This window comes from Staphylococcus coagulans, from assembly GCF_022557135.1.
In the GTDB taxonomy this organism is placed as follows: domain Bacteria; phylum Bacillota; class Bacilli; order Staphylococcales; family Staphylococcaceae; genus Staphylococcus; species Staphylococcus coagulans.
In genome coordinates this window covers 2030453-2052757 of sequence record NZ_CP092966.1, presented here as the reverse complement: position 1 = coordinate 2052757, position 22305 = coordinate 2030453, and the positions used below count along the sequence as shown (strand labels likewise).

Annotated in this window: 26 protein-coding genes; 22 read left to right on the top strand and 4 right to left on the bottom strand. The window is 35.8% G+C overall.

The features are described 5' to 3' along the window. Nucleotides 1-15: 15 nt before the first annotated feature. The 22 genes from KM149_RS09780 (at nucleotide 16) to KM149_RS09675 (ending at nucleotide 19387) form a co-directional block, all read left to right on the top strand. Nucleotides 16-933: a phage major capsid protein gene (locus tag KM149_RS09780; RefSeq protein ID WP_216342224.1), complete on the top strand. Its 918-nt coding sequence runs from the start codon at nucleotides 16-18 to the stop codon at nucleotides 931-933. A gap of 10 nt (nucleotides 934-943) precedes the next feature. Continuing rightward, nucleotides 944-1087 carry a hypothetical protein gene (locus KM149_RS09775; protein ID WP_216342226.1) on the top strand — a complete coding sequence of 48 codons (144 nt, stop codon included), beginning with the start codon at nucleotides 944-946 and terminating at the stop codon, nucleotides 1085-1087. Between the two features lie 5 nt (nucleotides 1088-1092). Further along, nucleotides 1093-1443 carry a head-tail connector protein gene (locus tag KM149_RS09770; protein ID WP_241415341.1) on the top strand — a complete coding sequence of 117 codons (351 nt, stop codon included), beginning with the start codon at nucleotides 1093-1095 and terminating at the stop codon, nucleotides 1441-1443. A gap of 11 nt (nucleotides 1444-1454) precedes the next feature. Next, the gene (locus KM149_RS09765) at nucleotides 1455-1790 is read left to right on the top strand and encodes a phage head closure protein (RefSeq protein ID WP_216342230.1); all 336 of its coding nucleotides are present in this window, start codon (nucleotides 1455-1457) and stop codon (nucleotides 1788-1790) included. Beyond that, nucleotides 1777-2190 carry an HK97-gp10 family putative phage morphogenesis protein gene (locus KM149_RS09760; RefSeq protein WP_216342232.1) on the top strand — a complete coding sequence of 138 codons (414 nt, stop codon included), beginning with the start codon at nucleotides 1777-1779 and terminating at the stop codon, nucleotides 2188-2190. Before KM149_RS09765 ends, KM149_RS09760 begins: the two co-directional genes overlap by 14 nt. 10 nt (nucleotides 2191-2200) lie before the next feature. Further along, the gene (locus tag KM149_RS09755) at nucleotides 2201-2623 is read left to right on the top strand and encodes a DUF3168 domain-containing protein (protein ID WP_214972458.1); all 423 of its coding nucleotides are present in this window, start codon (nucleotides 2201-2203) and stop codon (nucleotides 2621-2623) included. A gap of 3 nt (nucleotides 2624-2626) precedes the next feature. Beyond that, a complete protein-coding gene (locus tag KM149_RS09750) occupies nucleotides 2627-3202 on the top strand; it encodes a phage tail protein (RefSeq protein ID WP_216342234.1) in 576 nt (191 codons plus the stop codon). Nucleotides 3203-3263: 61 nt separating this feature from the next. After that, nucleotides 3264-3758 (top strand): tail assembly chaperone, encoded by a 495-nt coding sequence (locus KM149_RS09745; protein ID WP_214972463.1) that lies wholly within the window; start codon nucleotides 3264-3266, stop codon nucleotides 3756-3758. A gap of 68 nt (nucleotides 3759-3826) precedes the next feature. Continuing rightward, nucleotides 3827-4111 carry a hypothetical protein gene (locus tag KM149_RS09740; RefSeq protein ID WP_214972466.1) on the top strand — a complete coding sequence of 95 codons (285 nt, stop codon included), beginning with the start codon at nucleotides 3827-3829 and terminating at the stop codon, nucleotides 4109-4111. After that, entirely contained in the window at nucleotides 4111-7125 is a 3015-nt protein-coding gene (locus KM149_RS09735; protein WP_241415340.1) for a phage tail protein, read from the top strand. Before KM149_RS09740 ends, KM149_RS09735 begins: the two co-directional genes overlap by 1 nt. 18 nt (nucleotides 7126-7143) lie before the next feature. Next, nucleotides 7144-8082: a phage tail family protein gene (locus KM149_RS09730; protein WP_216342238.1), complete on the top strand. Its 939-nt coding sequence runs from the start codon at nucleotides 7144-7146 to the stop codon at nucleotides 8080-8082. Between the two features lie 12 nt (nucleotides 8083-8094). Then, nucleotides 8095-9963 carry an SGNH/GDSL hydrolase family protein gene (locus KM149_RS09725; protein WP_241415595.1) on the top strand — a complete coding sequence of 623 codons (1869 nt, stop codon included), beginning with the start codon at nucleotides 8095-8097 and terminating at the stop codon, nucleotides 9961-9963. Continuing rightward, complete coding sequence (locus KM149_RS09720) at nucleotides 9960-11876, top strand: phage baseplate protein (RefSeq protein ID WP_241415339.1); 1917 nt, start codon at nucleotides 9960-9962, stop codon at nucleotides 11874-11876. The genes KM149_RS09725 and KM149_RS09720 overlap by 4 nt, the downstream gene beginning before the upstream one ends. After that, entirely contained in the window at nucleotides 11873-13618 is a 1746-nt protein-coding gene (locus KM149_RS09715) for a phage baseplate upper protein (RefSeq protein ID WP_216342242.1), read from the top strand. The genes KM149_RS09720 and KM149_RS09715 overlap by 4 nt, the downstream gene beginning before the upstream one ends. Further along, the gene (locus KM149_RS09710; RefSeq protein WP_214972475.1) at nucleotides 13618-14001 is read left to right on the top strand and encodes a DUF2977 domain-containing protein; all 384 of its coding nucleotides are present in this window, start codon (nucleotides 13618-13620) and stop codon (nucleotides 13999-14001) included. Before KM149_RS09715 ends, KM149_RS09710 begins: the two co-directional genes overlap by 1 nt. Nucleotides 14002-14011: 10 nt before the next feature. Beyond that, a complete protein-coding gene (locus tag KM149_RS09705) occupies nucleotides 14012-14188 on the top strand; it encodes an XkdX family protein (RefSeq protein WP_203160915.1) in 177 nt (58 codons plus the stop codon). Between the two features lie 64 nt (nucleotides 14189-14252). Beyond that, nucleotides 14253-14552, top strand: coding sequence for a DUF2951 family protein (locus KM149_RS09700; protein WP_216342260.1), 300 nt, complete (start codon nucleotides 14253-14255; stop codon nucleotides 14550-14552). A gap of 135 nt (nucleotides 14553-14687) precedes the next feature. Beyond that, on the top strand, nucleotides 14688-16574 hold the full coding sequence (locus KM149_RS09695; protein ID WP_241415337.1) for a glucosaminidase domain-containing protein: 1887 nt from the start codon (nucleotides 14688-14690) through the stop codon (nucleotides 16572-16574). Nucleotides 16575-16668: 94 nt separating this feature from the next. Beyond that, nucleotides 16669-17067, top strand: a complete 399-nt coding sequence (locus KM149_RS09690) for a phage holin (protein WP_241415336.1) — start codon at nucleotides 16669-16671, stop codon at nucleotides 17065-17067. A gap of 1 nt (nucleotide 17068) precedes the next feature. Then, nucleotides 17069-18526, top strand: a complete 1458-nt coding sequence (locus tag KM149_RS09685; RefSeq protein WP_241415335.1) for an SH3 domain-containing protein — start codon at nucleotides 17069-17071, stop codon at nucleotides 18524-18526. A gap of 212 nt (nucleotides 18527-18738) precedes the next feature. Continuing rightward, a complete protein-coding gene (locus KM149_RS09680; protein ID WP_241415334.1) occupies nucleotides 18739-18954 on the top strand; it encodes a hypothetical protein in 216 nt (71 codons plus the stop codon). Next, on the top strand, nucleotides 18944-19387 hold the full coding sequence (locus KM149_RS09675) for a DUF2335 domain-containing protein (RefSeq protein ID WP_115871751.1): 444 nt from the start codon (nucleotides 18944-18946) through the stop codon (nucleotides 19385-19387). The genes KM149_RS09680 and KM149_RS09675 overlap by 11 nt, the downstream gene beginning before the upstream one ends. A 230-nt stretch (nucleotides 19388-19617) precedes the next feature. Here KM149_RS09675 and KM149_RS09670 read toward each other — a convergent pair whose 3' ends face one another. Genes KM149_RS09670 through KM149_RS09655 form a run of 4 tightly spaced genes read right to left on the bottom strand, consistent with a single transcriptional unit; the run spans nucleotide 19618 to nucleotide 22163 of the window. Next, nucleotides 19618-20664, bottom strand: coding sequence for a tyrosine-type recombinase/integrase (locus KM149_RS09670; RefSeq protein WP_241415333.1), 1047 nt, complete (start codon nucleotides 20662-20664; stop codon nucleotides 19618-19620). A 60-nt stretch (nucleotides 20665-20724) separates the two neighbouring features. Further along, nucleotides 20725-21303, bottom strand: a complete 579-nt coding sequence (locus tag KM149_RS09665) for a hypothetical protein (protein ID WP_241415332.1) — start codon at nucleotides 21301-21303, stop codon at nucleotides 20725-20727. A 57-nt stretch (nucleotides 21304-21360) separates the two neighbouring features. Next, entirely contained in the window at nucleotides 21361-21816 is a 456-nt protein-coding gene (locus KM149_RS09660) for an ImmA/IrrE family metallo-endopeptidase (RefSeq protein WP_241415331.1), read from the bottom strand. Nucleotides 21817-21830: 14 nt separating this feature from the next. Then, the gene (locus KM149_RS09655) at nucleotides 21831-22163 is read right to left on the bottom strand and encodes a helix-turn-helix domain-containing protein (protein WP_182361347.1); all 333 of its coding nucleotides are present in this window, start codon (nucleotides 22161-22163) and stop codon (nucleotides 21831-21833) included. Between the last annotated feature and the right edge of the window lie 142 nt (nucleotides 22164-22305).

Genomic DNA, 22305 nt, shown 5'->3' with positions numbered 1-22305 from the left:
GTGAGGTAATAAAATATGGCAACTCCAACGTACACTCCGGCTAATGTTATTTTGTCGGATTTTAAAAATGGTGTAATTCCAGCAGAACAAGGCACGTTAATTATGAAAGAGATTATGGCAAATTCAGCTATCATGAAGTTAGCTAAAAATGAGCCAATGACAGCACAAAAGAAAAAGTTTACTTACTTAGCTAAAGGCGTAGGTGCTTATTGGGTTTCGGAAACTGAACGTATTCAAACTTCTAAACCTGAATATGCGCAAGCAGAAATGGAAGCTAAAAAAATCGGTGTAATCATTCCATTATCAAAAGAGTTTCTTAAATGGACTGCAAAAGATTTCTTTAACGAGGTTAAACCTTTAATTGCAGAAGCATTCTACAAAGCGTTTGACCAAGCTGTAATCTTTGGTACTAAGTCGCCTTACAACACTTCAACTAGCGGTAAACCTCTTGTTACTGGTGCAGAAGAAAAAGGTAACGTTGTCACAGATACAAACGACTTATATGTAGACCTCTCTGCATTAATGGCAACAATTGAAGATGAAGAGTTAGATCCTAACGGCGTATTAACTACACGTTCATTCAGAAGTAAAATGCGTAATGCTTTAGATGTTAATGACAGACCATTATTTGATGCTAACGGGAACGAGATTATGGGATTACCACTATCTTATACTGGAGCGGATGTATACGACAAAAAGAAATCGTTAGCATTAATGGGCGATTGGGATTATGCGCGTTATGGTATTTTACAAGGTATCGAATACGCAATTTCAGAAGATGCAACATTAACTACATTACAAGCATCTGACGCATCAGACCAACCAGTGTCATTATTCGAACGTGACATGTTTGCACTACGTGCAACAATGCATATTGCTTACATGAACGTTAAACCTGAAGCTTTCGCAACACTTAAACCAGCAGAGTTATAGGAGGGATAGTATGATTAATCCAGCTGAAGAAATCAAAGTTCAACGTGACGATGAGACTATCACAGTTACACGTAAAGCCTTCGATGCTTATTACAGTCAAGTAGGTTATCAAGAGGTTAAAACACGACGTACAGCGTCTAAAAAGAGTGAGTGATAATTATGACTCTTTACGAAGATATCAAACTTCTTCTTAAGAAAAACGGGGTTGATATTAAACCTGATGAAGAAGATTTATTTAAGATGGAAGTTGACGGAATACTGGAAGATGTTAGAGAAGTAACAAACAATGACTTTATAAAAGATGGTCAAATTGTTTATCCCTATCCAATTAAAAAGTACGTTGCAGACGTGCTTGAGTATTATCAACGACCTGAAGTTAAAAGAAATTTAAAATCGAGAAGCATGGGGACAGTATCGTACACATATAACGATGGTGTCCCTGATTACATTAGTGGCGTGTTAAATAGATATAAGCATGCTAAGTTTCATGTTTTTAAACCTATAAGATAGGAGTTTTGCTTGTGTTTGATCCATTCGACGAATACCCCCACACAATCACTAAAGTTAAAAAGACTAAAGTCAATAGTTACCCAAACCCAATCGTAAATTACGAAGATGTTTCTACGTTTAACGGATTTATGGACACACCCACAACTTCTGAAATGCTTAAATATCATCAAATGGGAAAAACTTACGATAGAAACCTATATACAAGGTATGACATACCAATAAATACAGAAGATTACTTTAAATACGAGGGTAGAATCTACCAAATTATAGGTTATCCAGTAGACCAAGGTGGTATGCATGAAGTCAATTTAACGCGATTGCAGGAGGTTCCAAATGGCAAAGGTTAAGTATGGCAATTGGGACTTGGTTGCTGAGTTGGACGATTATCGCGAAGAGATGGAAGATTGGGTTAAAAAAGGTATTTTAAAAACGACGCTTGCCATTTATAACACAGCTGTCGCATTAGCACCCGTCGACTTAGGATACTTGAAAGAAAGTATAGACTTTAAAGTTACTGATGGCGGTTTCTCGTCTGTGATTAGCGTAGGGGCTGAGTATGCGATTTACGTTGAATTTGGTAGCGGCATCTACGCTACCGGCCCTGGTGGTAGTCGTGCACATAAGATACCATGGTCCTATAAAGGTGACGATGGCGAATGGCACACAACCTACGGACAAGTAGCACAACCGTTTTGGAACCCTGCCATAGATGAAGGTAGAAAAGTATTTGAACGATATTTCAGTTAGAGGTGTTGATATGTGGGTATCCGCTGAATCGCTACTATTTAACCAAATTATGAATAACTTAATTGATAACCCTATCACTGACAAATTGGTCGGCGGTAGGGTTTTTGATTGCGTTCAAAAAGACGTGGATTACCCATATATCATTGTGGGTGAAACTAACGTGACTGAAAGCGAACGTTCGCCAGGTATGCGTGAGGTAATCGCTATTACGTTTCATGTTTATAGTCAGTACGAGAACGGGGCTGAAGCGCGTGAATTACTACGCTTTTTGGATATAGTAACAAAACAAAATATTTTATTTAAAGATTACGAAATCGAGTGGATAAAAAAAGATAATTCACAAGTTTTTACAGATATAGATCAATTTACAAAACACGGCGTATTACGAATGTTATATAAAATACGCCATAAAACGAAACAAGAAGGAGTGTAGTATATGGCAACTAGTTATATTGCTGTTTGTGAGCCGACTAATAACTCTTTAGGAATGGCTGGAGTGTTAGTTTCTGATTTGCTTGAGGGAGAAGAAAAAGTTTCTGCTGAACTTTCAGAAAAAATCGTTGCTGGTAAAAAGGATTACGACTATACATCAGTGGCCGAAGAATTGAGTCTTACATTCGGCTATATCCCTGGAGATAAAGGTCAAACACAATTTAAAAAAGCTATTAAAGATAGAAAACAAATCAAAGTTTGGTTGATTGAGAAGAAAAAGCGTAAAGACGGTTACCATGCTGCCTTTGGTTATGCTTTGGTTGAAGAGCATTCTAAATCGTTTGATGATGAAGAAGATAAAATCGAAGTAACTTTAAAAGTTAAATTCAACACAGCAGATGGTGTTTTTACAGATTTACCAAAATCCTGGTTAGATGCATCAGCGGCTGGCACAACAGTTGAGTTTGAAAAACCAGGAGAGTACACAGGTGACCTAGAAGAACGTCAGTCGACAAGCCAAAAATTCGAAACTACTATTTCTAGCAGAGATGAAAGTCACGAAGACGAAGAAGTAATGTAAATAAAAAGGGTGCACGACACCCTTTTTTTATTTCTAAAATCCAAAAATGCGAGGTATTAAAATGACTGAAAAAAACGTATTTCAAGCAGAAAAATTTGAACCCATTACAGAATTAGAGTTTAAAGATACTAAATTAAAAGCTAAAGGTACATTTTGGTTTGATATTGAAGCAGAAAAATATGCCAAAGAAGATAAAGAGGGTAACTCAAGTGGTTATCATGAGATTTTGCAAGGTATTTTAAACCGCAAAACTATAGCCATCGTTCAATTTTGGGATTGTGCATTAGCTCATATTAAGAATCGCCCGTCTAAAGAAGAAATTCAAGAAGCTATTCAAAATGTTATTGAAAAAGAAGGTACTACATTAGGTTTGTTGCAAGGGGCTATTCAAGTGTTAGGTGAATCGGGTTTTTTCAAGGAAGAGTTCAAGATGTTTTGGTTCCAGATGGCTCGAGCACCGAAATTAGTGAAGGAAGAGAACAGAGAAGAAGCGGAAAACGCGCTTCCGTTCATGAAAGAAACATACACAACACTGACAGGCAAAGAACCTTATTAAATTATAGTGAAATACGTTCAAAAACATCACAATATCTCGGTTATGTACGTTCTGAGGAGCTTTACCAAATGACACCAAAAGAATGGCAAGATTGGATAAGGGGAGCTCGTGAACGAGAGATAGATCAACTTGAAAGAAACTTACATCAAGCTGTTGCAAATGCAATGGCACAAAGTAAAAAAGGCGTCAAAGGCATGCACAGACAGCTGGTTAAGGAACGTAAAAATCTATATAAAGATGATGTTCAAATCAGAAATGATAGGCAGAAAGAAATTGAAAAACGCAAAATAATTCGACAAAAACAAATTGAAGAAGCTGAATCATTCTTTGGGAATCAGGAAGGAGGAAGTTAATGGAGAAGAACTTTTACGCTCGTATAAATGCTATTCTAAAAGATTTTGAACGTGGCGTAAGAAAAGCACAACGTTTAGCTAAAACTTCTGTTCCAAACGAAATTGAAACAGAAATTAAAGCGAACACAAGTAAGTTTCAACGAGCGTTGACACGGGCTAAAGCAATGGCTCAAAAATGGCGTGAGCATACTGTTGAAATTGATGGTGACGCATCCCCTTTGAAAAGAGTTATTACAATGACAAAAGCAATTTTAAAAACTTTTAGAAAACACACAGTAAAAATCGATGCAAATGTAAATAACTTTGATTTAATTAAAGCAAAGCTAGTTGACGTATGGCATGCTGGGGGACGCTCTTTAGATGATTTTAGTGAAAGGATAGACCATTTAGCGTCCAGAATACGTTCTTTTGGTACTGTTTTTGCACAACAAATTAAAGGTGTGATGATTGCTAGTGTACAAGCACTCATACCTGTAATTGCAGGCTTAGTCCCCGCGTTATTTGCTGTACTTAATGCGGTTGGTGTATTAGGTGGCGGTGTAATTGGCTTAGCAGGTGCTTTCTCTGTAGCTGGACTAGGCGCTGTAGCATTTGGTGCTATGGCTATCAGTGCAATTAAAATGTTTAATGACGGATTGATACAATCTACTGATGCAACGGATGCTTACGAAAAAAGCTTGGAAGGGTTAAAAAACACTTGGTCAGACATTATTAAACTTAATGCTGATTCAATATTTGGTGCTATGTCATCCGGATTAAACGGATTACAGACTGCATTAAAAAACCTAACGCCGTTTTTATCTGGTGTTTCTATGCTGGTGGATGCCAATGCACAACAATTTGAAAAGTGGGTAGCAAAGTCTAACACTGCTAAAAAAGCATTCAAAGCTCTTAATTCAGTAGGTGTTCAAATATTTGCTGACTTACTTAACGCGGCAGGGAGATTTGGCGATGGTTTAGTTAATATATTCACGCAATTTTTCCCACTATTTAAATTCATGTCGCAAGGCTTACAAAATATGAGTATCGATTTTCAAAATTGGGCTAATAGTGTGAACGGTCAAAATGCGATTAAATCATTCATTGAGTATACAAAAACCAACTTACCTAAAATCGGCAAAATATTTGGAAATGTGTTTAAAGGTATCGGCAATCTAATGATTGCTTTCGGTCAAAACAGTGCAGGTATTTTTGATTGGTTAGTACAAATGACTAATAAATTTAGAGAATGGTCCGAAACGGTTGGCAAATCAGAAGGATTTAAGAAATTTGTGAAATATGTGGAACAAAATGGCCCAGTGATTATGAAACTGATTGGCGATATTGTGCGTATCCTTGTTGCGTTTGGTAAAGCGATGGCGCCTATTGCAAGTGGTTTACTAAAACTTATAGGCAAAATAGCCGAATTTACGGCAGCGTTATTCGAGAATCACCCGAATGTTGCGAGATTCTTTGGTATTCTTACTATTCTCGGTGGTGCGTTTTGGGCATTGCTTACGCCTATTATATTCGTATCCACCATGCTAAAAGGCGTGTTCGGTAAAAGTCTTTTCGGTGCAATTAAATACATCATTAAATTTACAAGAGCGTCAACTATCTTAAAAGGTGCATTTAAATTAATAAAAGGTGCTATTGGATTACTCTTAAACCCAATAGGAAATCTTATGAAGCTATTACCAATTCTGGGCGGTGCATTAGCAGGTATCAGCTTACCTGTTTGGATAGCAATAGGTGCGGTTTTAGCGTTGGCTGGTTTCATAATTTATTTATGGAATACGAATGAAGATTTCAGAAATGCTGTTATAGAAGCTTGGGAGACAATCAAAAAAAGCATAGGAGAAGCGATAGAGGGAATCAAAAAATGGTTTGATGACCTATGGAGTAAAATTCAAGAAACATTAGAACCTATCATGCCTTTGTTGCAACAATTAGGTGATATTTTTAATGAAGTTTTAGGTAATGTGTTTATTGCAGTTGTAGAAGGTGTTATAACTGCTATACAAGGTTTATGGACAGTTATACAAGTTGTGTTTCAGGCGATAGGTACTATTATTTCAGTTGTTATACAGTTAATTGTTGGCATTTTTACTGCTTTTATCCAATTTTTGTCCGGAGACTTTTCTGGCGCTTGGGAAACACTGAAAAATACGATTGCTAACGTAGGCGAGACGATATGGCAAGGCATTCAATCTATTTGGAATACGATAAGTCAGTTCTTACTAGATACTTACAACAGAATTACTGGTCAGACAGCGTCGAGTTGGTCTGAAGTTTGGCAGACAATCCAAAATTATGCAATTGCAATTTGGAATGTTGTTGTGCAGTGGTTCCAAGAAGTTGCAAATACTGTTTTGACTAAAATGCTAACAGCCTATAATTACATTGTTCAAAAAGGACTTGATTGGGTTAATGCGATAAGACAAGCGATGATCAACTTTATAAATACGGTTGTACAAAAGTTTTGGGAAGTAGTTAATGAGTGTAGGAATGGCATGCAAAACGCTTTGAATGCCGTCAGAAGTTTTATAGGAGATTTTGTTCAAGCTGGTATTGATATTATCGGCGGATTAATTAGCGGAATTGTACAAAAGGCTAAAGATTTAGCACAGGCGGCATGGAACGCAGCTAAAGGTGCACTTAATGCAGCAAAAAGCGCACTCGATAGCCATTCGCCATCAAGGGAATTTATGCAACTAGGAAGGGACAGTATGACTGGTCTAGGTATGGGTATTAATCAATTTGCTAGTAAGGCAGCGAAAGAAAGTAAAAATGCTGCACTTAAAGTTATGGATGCATTTGACGCAAATCTTGTTCCCACTTTTGACACAGGTGCTATGTCAAAATCTTTAACTAGTGATATAAGCGGTTTAATAGATGGCGACATCAGACATGAATTACAAGAGAATAATCGACCTGTTGTGAATGTAATGGTAAAAAATGAATCTGATTTACCCGCTATCAAATCTTACATTGATGAGGTTAATGGTAAAGATGCAGCGTTCAGCGTGTTTTAAGGAAAGGGGTTAATATAATTGATTGCGCACGACATTGAAATTATAAAAGAAAATGGTAGCTACCGTTTAAGCGATAACCCTTTCACTTTTGATGCGTTGAGGGTTGTCGCTTTTAATGTTGAAGGTGCAGGTTATGAGCGCACTTATGACAACATAGAAGGTGTTAATGGCCGTTTTTATAATTCTTCAACAGAAGAGTTCAAAAAGGTTGAAGTTCACGTGAGATACGAAGTTGACAAAATTGCGTATGCTTCACATTTAAAAACTGGCTTACAAAATTTATTGAGTGGTCACTTCTATTTAAGGGAGTTAGCGACTCCCGATAATACTATTCAATTTGAAGATGTGTTTGCATCTAACTCAACACAAAAGTTTGAACTTGAATACGTTGATGGTCGTCAAATATACGTTGGTCTAACTAGTCAAGTATCCTTTGATACAACAAAAACTTCCGGAGACATTGCCTTGACTTTTGAAACGGTAGACTTACCTTATTTTGAAAGTATTGGATATAGCACGGATTTAGAACAATCGCCTTATATGGAAAAATGGGCAGTTCCTGACGAGATACCTTTTGATGAATCGAGTTATCGACGCAAATACACATTTACTGATGTGAACTATGGCGATGTTTATTACAATGGTGATGTACCTATCAACCAATTTAATCAAGATAGTTTGGTGCTTATAGAATTGGGAAAACCTGTAAAAAAAGGTGATGATAATGGATTTACCTTCTACACAGACAAAGGGAATATCGCAATCATCAAAGGTATTGAGTTAAAAGCTGGAGATATTATTAAGTTTGACGGATTACACACATATCGTAATGATATAAAGATTGATAATTTCAACGAGACGCTAGAACAACCCGTTTTAGTGCCTGGTTTTAATCGCTTTAGATGTAATCAAACAGTTCGCAAAATCGTGTTCAAACATAAAATTTACTTTAGATAGGAGGGGATTAACATCACGGTATTATTAAAAAGTTTGCAAGGGGTAGGTTATCCCCTCAATGTTAAAACTAAAGTTACGCACAAATTGAATGAAGAAAGTTCTTTAGAGATGGATATTATCGAAAATAAGGCGACCTTTGATGCTATTGGTGCGATAACTAAGATGTGGACGATTACAAAAGTTGATGGACCACAAGATTTAAAAGAGTATCGCATTACTTTAATCGATAAAACGAGTGTTGGTTCAAAAGAAAAGATATCTATACGTGCTATACCTGTTGAACTTGATGATTTAAATAATAAACGTGTATATCAAAGTTATACAGAAAGTATGACTGGTAAAGAGTTTTTCGATTTAACGTTCAAAAATACAGGTTACAAATATCAATTACACGCTAAAGTTAAATCTTCGAGATTCGAAAATTTGGGTGCAGGCGATACAAACCTCGAGTTGCTAAAAAAGGGGCTTGAACGTTATAAACTTGAATATGAGTATGATCCTAAAACAAAAACATTCCATCTATTCGATTCTGTACAACGCTTAGCTGACTACTATATTAAAGCGGGGGTAAATGCTAACAACGTAAAAATACAAGAGGATGCGACAAAGTGTTACACCGTGATTAAAGGTTTCGGCGGCTTTGAAGATGACCAAAATTATACAGAAGCTTCACTACAGTTCACTTTTAAGCACCCACTCGCAAATGTTATTGGAGAACGACATGCACCACCTATCATTAATAGTAAAATAACGCATGAAGATACCCTTAAAAAGGCTATGGAATTAGCTATTGATGAAAGCATCAAAGTATCCGTTACACTTGATTTCGTATCACTAAAAACAAAATTCCCCGAAGCAGAACCTAAAGTAGGCGACGTTGTTAAAACTGTAGATGATTTAATTGGTTTTAATGACTTTGTGCGTATAGTTGAGGTTACAACTGAACGTGACGCATATAATAACATTGTTAAACAAGATGTTGTACTCGGTGCATTCACTATCCAGCAACGTCATGCTAAAGCTGTCGGAGAGGCAGCGAACTACGTTAAAGCGTTGAAAGTCAATAAAACCGACCCCACGAAACTACTGAAAGAGTTACAAGCACAGACAAAGGCTAACACTAAAATTAGTCAAGATTTATTAGGACGTACTGACAAACTCAAACAATCTAACAAAAAAGAAAAGGCTATAACAACAGCAAACGGTACAATCATGTATGACTTCACCAGCCTTTCGGATATCCATAAAATAAAAAGCATCGCTACAATAGGTGATTCTGTTGCTAAAGGTACGCTAGCTAAAACAAATTTTACACAAATGTTAGCTAATAAAATTAAAGCTAGTCAAACGAATTTAGCATCAGGCGGGGCAACAATGTCTACAACTAAAAGTAACAATATATACACACAAGCAACCAAAGCGCACGGAGACCTTATCATATTACAAGGTACAGATGATGATTGGTTAGCGGATGTAGAAATAGGCACTGATAAAACGGACACAAAAACGTTTTACGGTGCCTTTTGTAGTTCTATAAAAGTTATCAAAGATAATAATCCTCAAGCCAAAATACTTGTGATGACTGCAACAAGACAGTGTCCTATGGACGGTGTCAAGATACGTCGTAAAGATACCGACAAAAACAAATTGAATCTAATTTTAGAAGATTATGTTAACGCGCAAGTTTTAGCTTGCAGTGAGTTAGATGTGCCTGTATTTGACACTTACCACACAGATTATTTTAGACCTTACAGTCCGGCGTTTAGAGCATCGAGTATGCCTGACGGCTTACATCCGAATGAAAAAGGCCACGAGGTTATTATGTACGAACTTATTAAAGACTATTACTTGTTTTATAACAGTAAAGGAGGACTTGAATGAAACTGAAACTTTCTACAAAATTACATTCTCTATTTGGTATTAAGAGTATTCATCAGCACGAAGATAATTACAGCAAAATTGAGTATGTAGTTAATAAAAATGATGAAACATTAAAAAAACACAAAAACGACGATAAGGATGCACACACTACCAATCAAATTGTTCACATTCGCAAAGACAGTTTAAAAGTCCCTGCTAATGAAGAATTAGATTATTTAAATGGTCGTTTTAGCAATATGGTATTAGGGCATAATGGAGATGGTATAAATGAGGTGAAGGATGCAAGGGTAGACAATACTGGTTTTGGGCATCCTACACTGCAAGACCGCTTGCGAAGAGATCAACTGCTCGTTTCCAACGAGTTGGAAAAAGTTAATAAAACTGTCGCTGAAAATTATGAGGAATTTACATTTAATGAATACAGATTTGAGCCTCAGAAACAAGAAATGCAATTTGTTACTGATTTAGCACCTTATCATAACGCTGTAATGCAATCGTTTTGGGTTGACCCTAAAGACCGTTTGATTTATATGACGCAAGCGCACGGTAATAAAAAAGACTATATTCTGACTAGATTAAAACCTAACGGGCAATTTGTTGATAGAGCAACGGTAAAAAACGGCGGTCATGGCACACATAACGCATACAGATATATTGGTGATACTCTTTGGATATATTCATCAATGATGGATGATAGAGGAAAAAAACGATTCGTACGATTTAAATATAAGTCCGGCGAGATTAATTATGGGTCTGATGCGCTAGAAGTTTTATCCAATCATACTTACAACAAATATGTTACTGCCATTTATAATCCGAAAGAAGAATTGTTTGTATTAAGATTTGGTGTAGATGACAACGAACAAACAAGTACAGGAGTTATAAACAGAGTTGAATTTATCAAAGCGAGTGATCTCGATAAAAACAACGCTGTAATTCAATACAAATTCGATATTCCAGCAAAATATACGAGTACCGTTCAACCGTTTCAAGGTATGACTTATGACGATGGTATTTTATACATTTACACAGGAGATTCTAACCCTAGTAATAGAAATTACTTAAATGCTTTTGATGTAAAAACTGGAAAAGAAATTTGGAGTCGTATTGTTGATATAGGCGGTATTTCAGGCGATTTTTACGGTAACTTTCAAGAAGCGGAAGGTGCATCTATGTATTATGACGAAGAAACTGGTAGAAAAGCGCTTTTATTAGGTGTAACAACTGGTCCTGGTAATAATAGACATCATTCCATATACTCTGTTGGTCAAAGAGGTGTGAACGAATTACTTACAAGCAAAACACCACCAGTATCAATGACAGATACCGGAGGGCGTGTCAAACCAATGCCAGCACAAGGACTCGGCAATTTGTATGATGTTACAGAAATAGGACATTATTATCTGTATACTGCTGACACATATAATATTGCAGACTTCCCTTTACCTAAAGAATTTAAAGATGCGGGTTGGTTTTTGGACGTATACCCAGGGAATTATAAAGGCGCTTTAAGACAGGTTTTAACAAGAAGCAGTACAGGCCGTAATATGGTTAAGTTTGAAAGAATCATCAATGTTTTTGATAAAAACGAGAACAGCCCTTGGAACTATGTTTATCAGACGGCTGGTTATTGGGAAAAAATTCCGAAAGGATTTAACAAACTATCGGATGTCGATTTTGTGGGCATGACATTCTATATATCTACAGAAGAGAGTCAGAGATTTTCTGATTTCCCTAAAAATTATAAGAATATTGCAGGGTGGACTTTTTCTATAGAACAAGTCAGCGAGAATGTAAAAAGACAAGTATTAAAACGCAATAACTATGAGTCTACATTCCAATGTCTTGTCAGAACAATTTCTAATAAAAATGCATCAAAATGGAATTTGATTGAAGGCAAGGAGGTAGAATGATGGATAATTTTTCTAAAGATGATAACAAACTTGAACTTGAAGTAACATCTAAGTATGGCCGGATTATAAATACAGATATACGCTTTTTTGCATCTGATAAAGGGACGTCGGTATTAAATTTTCTTATCACTAAAAATAACGTCCCGTTAGCAATTAGCGATAATCACGCAAAAGCTAGTATCGTTTTGAAATCCGAAAATTATAGCGTTGATTCAGGAGCTTACATTTCAGACGATTTAACAATTGTAGATCCAATAAATGGGCTATTGCAGTATGTGATACCCTCTAAATTCTTAAAATATAACGGTAAAGTTAACGCTCAAGTCTTTTTTACACAAAATGGAAGCGGAAATGTTGTGGTCGAAAGAGAATTTACATTCCAAATTGATAATGACCTAATTAGTGATTTCGACGGAGAAACTAAGTTAACATATATTAAATCAATTCAAGATGTTATTGAAAGTGTTGGTGATGAGGTAACAACACTTAAAAAGAGTTTAGAAAGTGCTAAATCAGTTGTTAGCTCAATAGAAAGCGAATCAAGCAAAAGTATTCAACAAATTGAAGTAAAGAAAAACGAGTCTGTAGAAGCAATTACAATTACGCAAAAGGCAGCTATAGAACAATTAGATTCCAAATTGGCGGAAGTAGTTTTGCACAAAAAAGAAATCGAGCAAAAGATTGATTTTTACACTTCTAAAGTAGATGACGATGATCTTGTAAAAAATACAACAACATCAAATTGGCAAAAGTATAAGATTACTGACGATGATGGAACTGTAAAAAACCTATCAGATGTTAGTATCTATCAAACTTTAAATGATAGTAATGCGTGTAGATTGGTTCATATCGAAAATGCTACAGACGCGCCTTCTGTGTACAACAATTCAGGATTATTAACGGTTTATGTAAATAAAAATAATAGTGGTAGAGCAATATGGCAACCAGATAATACAAATGATTATTACACTTCTCTAAAAAGTAGCGGCATATGGTTGCGTTTTGAAAAGTTAAGTGACGAAAGTGTATCAAAACAATTTGTAGAGAATTTAAGTAGATCAACCTTGGAACAAGCTCAATCATATTACGACGAGAATATTGATAAAAAAGAATGGCAAAAGCACCCTATCACTAACGAGCAAGGTTATATAAAAAATGTGAGTCTTGCAAATTCTGATGATGTTTTTTTCTCATTAGGCACAGGCTTTTACTATGTTACTAATGTTCCAAAGTTACCAAGCGAAATTAACTCTAGTGACGGTTATTTAAACGTATATGCTAAAGATAGTTTGAATATGTTATATGACTTCACACCGAATAATTCAAACGTTAGTCTAAAAAAACGTATGGTTAACGGAAGATTAGAGGAACGATGGTCGTCTTTATCAGGCAATCAAAACAAAAAAACATTATTTGATGGTTCAGCAACTGGAGTGGGCACTTCCCTAACTTTAACTGATGATTATACAAATTATTCATTATTAATGATTTCAGGCGTTTACTCTGGTGGTACCTTTACAAATGCTCATTTAGTTTATGATGCATCGCGTATAACTTTATCGAATACTAACCTTAACGATGAACGAGCTCAAGGATGCGCGGTATATGAATGTCAATTACAAAAGGATAACAACAGAACGCTCAGCATTAAAAACGATGTTTATTTTGATGCAGTAAAACAGCAAGGCTCTGGTCCTAACGCCAATAAATATACAATCAAAAAGATTGTGGGGTGGAAGTAATGCAAATAGCAGTTAACGAAAAGGGAGAAGTGCTTAACTATGCCAACATAGGTAGTTTAGGTAATGGTTTTTATGTAGATTCAAAGAATATTCCTAGTGATTTTGATGAAAAATTTGAGCCTAAAAGATTTATATATAGCAACGGCAAAATCAAGGAAAATGCCAACTTTAAGCCAAATAACGAAAATAATGATGAGTTGAAAGATGAAGAACCATATAAAAATGAAAACGACGTCTTAAAAGAAATGCTTGCATCCTTACAAAAACAAACAGTAAAAGCAAATATGACTTCTATGCAATTAGCTCAACAAAATACGTCTTTAACCAAACAACTGACAGAATTAAGTTCAGAAGTTAAAAAATTAAAAGAAAGCGGTGTTTAGAATGGCTAAAATGAACGATTTAATTTTTCCAACTTTCAAAGATTTAAAAGTGCAATGGAGCTGGGGATTCGTCACGTTGGAAGATATGCAGTGGTATGTTGATATGGGTGTTATCGACAAAGCTGAATATGCATTGATTACAGGGGAAAAATATCCCGAGACGAAAGACGAAAAGTCACAGGCATAATGCTTGTGGCTTTATTTTATAGAAAGCAGGTGCTTCAAAGGTACCAAAAAGAGTAGGTGACATGATGTTTGGTTTTATCAAACGGCGGGAGCACGAATGGCGTATTTTGCGCTTGGAAGAAAATGATAAAGATATGTTTAAAAAACTAGATAACATTGAACATAGTCTTCGAACACAAGAAAGGGTTTACGACAAGCTTGATAGGACTTTTGAAGAATTAAAACGCGATAGATTAAAAGATGAGCAAAATAAAAAGGAAAACGCCAAAAACATTAAAGATTTGAAAATGTGGATGCTGGGTGTTATAGGCACGATTGCAAGTACGATTGTTATTGCTATTCTACGTACATTTTTTGGTATTTAAAGGAGGTGAATCTTATGAAATTTGCATACAGTTTTTGGAGTTGTTTTTGGTTTGGCAGATGTAAACGATAACTACAGTGGATTAAGTCGGCACTTATGTGTCGGCTTTTTATTTTGTTTGAAATGAGGTGCATAAATGGCATTACCAAAAAAAGGAAAACCAACGGCCTCACAAGTTGTTAAATGGGCAAAAAATTTAGCTAAAAGACACGGTGGCGTTGATGTTGATGGTTATTACGGTTATCAGTGTTGGGATTTACCAAACTATATATTAAAAAAATATTGGGGCTTTACGACATGGGGCAACGCTAATGCCATGGCTCAAAAAAGTAATTACCGTGGCTATGATTTTAAAATATTACGTAACACACCTAGTTTTGTTCCAAAACCTGGAGATTGGGCTGTTTGGGCTGGGAGTAATCCTGGGCATGTAAATATTGTCGTTGGTCCTAGTACAAAAAAATACTTTTATGCTGTTAACCAAAATTGGCGTAACCATAGTAGTTATGTAGGCTCTAAGGCGACGCTTGAAAAACATGATTATAACGGTGTTACGCATTTTGTGCGTCCTCCTTATAAAAAAGAAGCGACTAAAGACAACCATAATCCTTCGCCAGCACCACAACCGCAAAAAGACCCTAAACCTGACCAAAAGCCTGAAGAGCCAAGATGGAAAAATATCAAAAAGGTAGAATATACACTTTTCAGCAGTGTTTTAGACCAAAAAATACAATATATAGACCATAACGTAGCGTTAGGGAACCTTCAAAAAGACCCAAAAGGGATATATCTCAAAGAATCATCACACTTACGTTCTGTTAAACAGCTGTATATCCAGCGTAATAAATATATCGAAGAGAATCAATATCCCCACGCATACGTTGATAGGGAGCACGTATGGATAACAAGACCGATTAATTTTGAAGCCCCATTGCACCCTGGTTGGCTTGTTATAGAAGTTTGTGGTGGACTTACAGAGAACAAGCGTCAGTTTATGCTGAATCAAATCAGAGCGCTGATATATGGGGTGTGGTTACTTGGTTCAACGGATTTAAAATTATCAAAAAGCAGTTTGAAAGTTGATGATAACATTTGGCGTACGATGAAAGACCTTATTGATTACGATTTAATCAAAAATGGTATACCCGATAATTCGAAATATGAAGATGTTGTAAAGAAATTGATTGAAATGTACGGAAAAAGAGACAAGTTGTTGCGTGAGACGATATATACAAACACGACTAATACTAAAATCAAGATAAAACCATCAACAAGTGTTGATAACACTACAAGCGGACATACTACAATTAAAGGACATTCGGTTAAACACACAACTAGCCCTAAAATTACGGTAGAAAAAAGTAAATACACATTTAAGCAAGCGTTGAACGCTCAAATGGCAAAAGGTAAACCTAAAAAGTCAGTTAGCTACGGTTGGATAAACGCGACGCGTGATCAAACAAGTAGTGCAATGAACCCTAAGACGATATGGGCTAGTTCAACGCAACGTTATCAGATGCTTAACTTAGGTAAATATCAAGGCGTGCCGGTCAATAAGTTAAATCAATTACTAAGAGGTAAAGGTACACTACACAATCAAGGCAAAGCATTTGCAGATGCCTGCAAAAAGTACAATTTGAACGAGATTTACTTAATTGCTCATGCGTTATTAGAAAGCGGAAATGGTAAATCAAACTTTGCCAGCGGTGCAAGTGGTGTATATAACTACTTTGGAATCGGTGCGTTTGATAACAATCCTAACAACGCTATATCTTTTGCACGTCGTCACAATTGGACTTCCCCAGCAAAAGCAATCATAGGTGGCGCAAAATTTGTGAGAGAGGGATACATCAATCAAGGTCAAAACACGCTATACCGTATGCGTTGGAACCCTAAAAATCCAGGTACACACCAATACGCAACGGCGATTGAATGGTGTCATCATCAAGCAACAATAATGGCAAGTTATTACAAAAAAATAAAGTTATCAGGAATATACTATATTCAAGATAAGTATAAGTAGGTTATTGAGTGATAAATGAACAAAAATAATATATGTTTTTAAGCTGACTATTTACTTGGTCGGCTTTTTATTTTGATTAAAAGGAGCAAGTGACATGAAAATTAATTGGACAAATCGACTTAAAAATGGAGCAACTCTATCTGCTTTGATAGGGTTGCTTTTTTTATTAGCTAAACAAGTTGCTGACATTTTCGGCGTCGATATTTCCGACCAACTACAAACAGCCAGCGGCATTGTAGGCACGATTCTAACGCTCTTAGCCTATTTGGGTGTTATTACCAATCCAAACACAAAAGGCGTGTCTGACGCTGGCATAGACATGCAATTGAGCAAGCCGCGTGACCAAGATACACACCCAGTCTCTTTTGAAGAAGATAGCAATAGTAAAACCCCGAAATTTTACGATACATCACAACCTTTTACAGACGACAGCACAGACGTTGTCTTTGATGTTAACCAGTATGAGGCAAACGAAAGAGAAAGAGGGTTATAACATGGTTGCTAATCTTTCTAAAAAAGAATTCCTATCTTTTTTAAATTCGACTGAAGGCAAACAGTTCAACGAAGATGGGGTTTTTGGCTTTCAATGCTTCGATTATGCGAACACCGGGTGGAAAAAGCTTTTTAACCATATGCTAATGGGACAAGGTGCAAAAGATATACCATTTAACTCCATCAACAAAAACCACTTTAAAACAGAGGCGAAAATTTATTCAAACACGCCTGATTTTTTAGCAGAACCTGGCGACATGGTTGTATTTGGTTCGAATTATGGCGGTGGCTATGGCCACGTTGCGTGGGTCATTGAGGCGACACTAGATTACATTATTGTACTCGAACAAAACTGGTTAGGCGGTGGATGGACTGACAATATAGACTATCCTGGTTGGGGTTGGGAGAAAGTAACGCGTCGTAAGCATGCGTACGACTTTCCGATGTGGTTTATCCGACCTAATTTTAGACCAGAAGGCGTTCAAAAAACAGCGCAATCCGTTACTAATTCAAAAGAAAAAGCCGTTAAGCAACCGCAAAAGCAACCTAAAAAATTGACTTACATCCGTGATGAGATAAAAGGTTACAACATGGATAAACGCGGTTATAAACCACGCGGTATCGTTCTACACAACGACGCAGGTAGTGCAGGGGCAACAGCAGAGGCGTATCACAACGGATTAGTTAATGCCGATTACAACCGTTTAGAAAGAGGCGTCGCACACGCATACATCAGCGGTAACACGGTGTATCAAGCTATACCAGAGGGCAGGGTGGCGTGGCATGTAGCTAATCGTGCAGGTAACCACGACTATTATGGTATCGAGATATGTCAATCTGTTGGTGCAACCGATAAACAATTTTTGGCAAACGAGCAATCAGCTTTCCAAGAATCGGCACGAATGCTAAAAAAATGGGGATTGCCTGCCAACCGTAATACAGTACGTTTGCATGTTGAGTTTTACAATACAGCTTGTCCACACCGTAGCATGTTATTACACACAGGTTATGATCCAACAACAAAAGGTATCGCACCTGAATCAATGCAGTTAAAATTAAAAGATTACTTTATTAAGCAAATACGCGCTTACATGGACGGTAAAGTACCAGTAGCAACTGTATCAAACAAAACGAGTGCTAGCAGTAACACTGTTAAACCAATTGCAGGTGCATGGCGAGTAAATAAATATGGTACTTACTATATGAAAGAAAGCGCCACTTTTGTTTGTGGTAATGAACCGATTAAAGTTAGAACAGTTGGACCTTTTACATCATGCCCAGTAGGGTATCTGTTCCAACCTGGTGGCTGGTGTGAGTATGACGAAGTGATGTTACAAGACGGTCGTGTTTGGGTTGGTTATGACTGGCAGGGTCAACGTTACTACTTACCTATACGCAAATGGAATGGTGTAGCCCCACCAAATCAAGGTTTAGGCGATTTATGGGGAACAATTAAATAGAGTGTGTTATAATCAATGCACACTGCATGATTAAGAAAGGGCTATCTTATATGGGTAGCCTATTTTTTTATGTTATAATACATATAAATTACCGGTAACCAATCCGGCTTTATTTACCGCACCCTATGCTAGTTAAGGGGTGCTTTTAGTTTTCTTCTTGAAATAAATAGAATGAGGCATTAATATTGTAACTAGAAGAGGAGGAGATCGTTATGCAAAATGTATTAAAAACTATTGCTAAAGCATATATGATTTCTGGTGATTTAAATGCGACAATTGGAAAGAAGAATATACGTCGTCATCGTCAATTAATAGAATTTAGTGATGATTCTGAGCAACTTAATAGTGATTGGTATGCTGTAGGAAATGATTTGCGCAAGTCAATAAAAACGTATGATAAACAAAGGTTAATGTATAATGGCAGATAATCAATTAGATGAAATCGAAAAAGAAGAACAAGTATTAAAGAGAATAATTAATGATGCAGATCCTGAAGAACGTAAAGTTATAATGAGAAAGCTTTCGATAACTAAAAGTGGCCCATTACCCGATGCAGAGGAATTTAGACAATACGAAGATGCTGTACCAGGTGCAGGAGATAGAATTTTATCAATGGCTGAAACAGAACAAACACATCGTATTGATTTGACTAACAAGGAACAAGAAAAATATTACAAAAGTAACAATATGCTAACTCTTGTTGGTGTTATATGCAGTATGATAGTTTCCGTTTGTGGTATTGCAGGGGCGGTTATATTAGGTATTGTAGGTCAATCTTGGGCAGCTGGCGTTATCGGAACCTTATCGTTAGGTAGTATTGTTGCTAATATGTTAAAGGCCACTTCTAATAATTCTGAATAAGTAATAGATTTTGGATTAACATTGTATAGCTATTCACCCACCACGCCCTAACCGGTGTGGTATTTTTATGGAAACACCCCGCCTGCAATAGGTGGGGTGGTCATTAATTGGTCAACATATTTGTTGAATACCTCGTATATAGCGGTTTCCAACGTCCCGCCGTCTCCATAAAAATATGGTTAAAACCGTTGTTATAACAGCATTTTACATTAGCAAGTGTCAAATATGTGTCAAGAAAATAATTCTCTGACACGCTGGCCTTGCTCTTTTTTATGTTCATCAAGCAAGTGTGAATAAGTGTCAAGAGTAATAGAAATATTGTAATGTCCTAAGCGTTTGCTAATGTATTCGATAGGTATACCTTTAGAAAGTAAATATGATGTGTGAGTGTGACGCAGGGCATACGGAGTTATAGCATCGTCGTTTAATCCTATTTTCGTTTTAGTGTGGTTAAATGATTTTTTAACAGCATTATGGCTTAATTTAAACAATTTTCCGTCAACACGTTTAGGAAGATTAGATATTTTAGATTTGATAAGTTTTATATCTTTTTGTGTAACTTCCACAAATCTGTCTGCATTTGCTGTTTTGGTTCCGCGAAGATGAATAAGACCATCTTTCTCGTTCAGATCTAATTCGATCATGTTAATTACATCACTGTATCTAGCTCCTGTAATTGCTAGTATATACAAGAATATATAACTCATTTCGTTACGTGATTTAAAGTATTCAATCATATCTAAATATTGCTTGATAGTCATAAATTTAGTGGATTCATCTTTAGCTTTATTTGTACCTTTAATATCGACATTGTATGTGGGGGCTTTTTTTAAATAACCATCATAAACTGCATCTTTCAGACATTGAGACAAACAACCATTAACTTTTCGAACGGTCTCATCAGCTCTACCTTGTCCAAATTCATTTAAAAACTTTTGATATTCAGAACGAGTAACATTTTTTATAAGTACACCTTCTCCGAAATACTTGCCAAACAATTTCAAAGAACGTTGATACCAATAATAATGACTTTTAGTAACTTGTTTCTTATTTTTAATTTCAAGCCAATCACTGTAATACTCCTTAAATGTCTTATCATCAATTGCATTACCATCTTCTAAATCACGTATGAGTTGCTGCGCTGCATTAACTGCCTCAGCTTTCGTTTTAAAGTCTGATTTACGTTTCTTGCCCGATTTAAAAGAAGGGTGTTTAACATCGTATTGCCAAGACGATGACGTTTTATTTTTACGTTTTGTTACTGTAAATGAAGCCATTTTGTAGTTCCTCCTCAAAAATAGTAAAAAATAATAAGGGTACAGGAGTACCCCTGAAAATTATTCGAAACTTGAAACTATAATACTACGTACATTACCGTCATCAGTTAGTGATAAAGTGACGTAATAATCTTTATTTAAAGATTCAGAATGATATTTTTGTTCTGTGTCTGATTTATTAGAAACAAATTCAGCATCTTTTGCCATCAAATCTTTCGCATGTTCATTCAAGAAGTTTTTATCTGTATTTTTATTTAACGATAAATTAGAAAAATCTTTTTCAGCTTGTAATATATCGTCATTGTCACCTAGTATATAAGTCATATCATCAATAACCACAGGATTATTATTGTTATGCTTTTTAGTTAGCTTTCCATAAACCGTGTTATCTTCCGGTCTAACTTTTTTAGTTTCAGATGTTTTATCTTCTTGCTTTTCTTTTTCTTGCGTTTTTTTATTGTCTTGTTTTTTAGATTGTTCATCTGTTGCTTTTTGCATTTGCTTTTCAGTATCGTTTTTCTGTTTATCTTCATCGTTGCCAAATAAGGCGCTGCAACCACCAAAAACTAAAATAATTAACAGAATGATACCTAAACAACCAAGACAACCTTTTTTGTTATCTTCTTTTTTCTCCGACATTCACATGTCCCCCTTAAGAATGAATTATATTAAACGCATAAAGCGATTTAACCAGTTTTATAAATCTTTATAAATAATCAAAGGTTCAAACTCTATTATGTATTTACCATATCGAGTTCTTAAACCATATTTTTGTTTGTAATGTTGTATGGTATCTAGCACAAAATCTTTAGTGACTTCAAAATATGTAGCTAAATCATAAATATTTTGCACACCATAATTAAAAGCGTTTATTAAGCCCTGCAATGTAATCACTGATTCATTTGCAAGGCGTCGTGCCTTTAATTCGAATTTACGATTAAGTATATTGTATTGATCTAAGATGTTTCCGTAGGTTATTTTATGATGAGCTATTTCCTCAGCAAGCGTTTCATACTTTTCGTATTCTGATAAATCGTCATCAATCAATATAACTTCGTCAGAATAAAATCCTTTGTAACCGCATGGGAGTTTAACGTTATCTTTAATTTTAATGCGTTGATTCTCTATTAATAGCTGTTCATACTTAGACAAATATATCTTCCCCTTTATTTATCTTCGTTTTTAAATCTTTCGACTAAAGACATGATATAGTCGATATCCTCTTGCTTTAATTCACCTTCTAAATAAGCTGCTAAAGTTTGAGGCTCTTCTACTTTCATTTTCTTTCTACCACTTAACTCATCTAAGGATACATTAAAATAATCTGATAATGCGCTAGCATGTTCCATTGAAGGGCTAGTAATCCCTTTTTCCCATCTATCAATTGATGCTTTCGAAAATTTAACTTCATATTTTGCATTAAGTCTGTCACTCAATTCTTTCAATGATAGGTTACGTGATTTTCTTAATTTACTAAGGTTGTCTGAGAAGTTAGTCATATTTTTTCTCCTTATTTGTATTTTACAGACTTATTATATAAGTTTATTCTCATATTTGTAACGCATTTTACGAATTTATTTCTCAAAAATGAAATTTATTTGTTGACGCTGAAACATTCTGGTTCTGTTGCAAAGCTAAAAA

Coding starts and splice junctions, on each gene's coding strand:
- KM149_RS09755 (WP_214972458.1), top strand. CDS start 2,201: ATGTGGGTATCCGCTGAATCGCTACTATTTAACCAAATTATGAATAAC.
- KM149_RS09735 (WP_241415340.1), top strand. CDS start 4,111: ATGGAGAAGAACTTTTACGCTCGTATAAATGCTATTCTAAAAGATTTT.
- KM149_RS09710 (WP_214972475.1), top strand. CDS start 13,618: ATGCAAATAGCAGTTAACGAAAAGGGAGAAGTGCTTAACTATGCCAAC.
- KM149_RS09745 (WP_214972463.1), top strand. CDS start 3,264: ATGACTGAAAAAAACGTATTTCAAGCAGAAAAATTTGAACCCATTACA.
- KM149_RS09760 (WP_216342232.1), top strand. CDS start 1,777: ATGGCAAAGGTTAAGTATGGCAATTGGGACTTGGTTGCTGAGTTGGAC.
- KM149_RS09680 (WP_241415334.1), top strand. CDS start 18,739: ATGCAAAATGTATTAAAAACTATTGCTAAAGCATATATGATTTCTGGT.
- KM149_RS09700 (WP_216342260.1), top strand. CDS start 14,253: ATGTTTGGTTTTATCAAACGGCGGGAGCACGAATGGCGTATTTTGCGC.
- KM149_RS09750 (WP_216342234.1), top strand. CDS start 2,627: ATGGCAACTAGTTATATTGCTGTTTGTGAGCCGACTAATAACTCTTTA.
- KM149_RS09670 (WP_241415333.1), bottom strand. CDS start 20,664: ATGGCTTCATTTACAGTAACAAAACGTAAAAATAAAACGTCATCGTCT.
- KM149_RS09770 (WP_241415341.1), top strand. CDS start 1,093: ATGACTCTTTACGAAGATATCAAACTTCTTCTTAAGAAAAACGGGGTT.
- KM149_RS09715 (WP_216342242.1), top strand. CDS start 11,873: ATGATGGATAATTTTTCTAAAGATGATAACAAACTTGAACTTGAAGTA.
- KM149_RS09655 (WP_182361347.1), bottom strand. CDS start 22,163: ATGACTAACTTCTCAGACAACCTTAGTAAATTAAGAAAATCACGTAAC.
- KM149_RS09720 (WP_241415339.1), top strand. CDS start 9,960: ATGAAACTGAAACTTTCTACAAAATTACATTCTCTATTTGGTATTAAG.
- KM149_RS09740 (WP_214972466.1), top strand. CDS start 3,827: ATGACACCAAAAGAATGGCAAGATTGGATAAGGGGAGCTCGTGAACGA.
- KM149_RS09665 (WP_241415332.1), bottom strand. CDS start 21,303: ATGTCGGAGAAAAAAGAAGATAACAAAAAAGGTTGTCTTGGTTGTTTA.
- KM149_RS09690 (WP_241415336.1), top strand. CDS start 16,669: ATGAAAATTAATTGGACAAATCGACTTAAAAATGGAGCAACTCTATCT.
- KM149_RS09705 (WP_203160915.1), top strand. CDS start 14,012: ATGAACGATTTAATTTTTCCAACTTTCAAAGATTTAAAAGTGCAATGG.
- KM149_RS09775 (WP_216342226.1), top strand. CDS start 944: ATGATTAATCCAGCTGAAGAAATCAAAGTTCAACGTGACGATGAGACT.
- KM149_RS09780 (WP_216342224.1), top strand. CDS start 16: ATGGCAACTCCAACGTACACTCCGGCTAATGTTATTTTGTCGGATTTT.
- KM149_RS09695 (WP_241415337.1), top strand. CDS start 14,688: ATGGCATTACCAAAAAAAGGAAAACCAACGGCCTCACAAGTTGTTAAA.
- KM149_RS09685 (WP_241415335.1), top strand. CDS start 17,069: ATGGTTGCTAATCTTTCTAAAAAAGAATTCCTATCTTTTTTAAATTCG.
- KM149_RS09675 (WP_115871751.1), top strand. CDS start 18,944: ATGGCAGATAATCAATTAGATGAAATCGAAAAAGAAGAACAAGTATTA.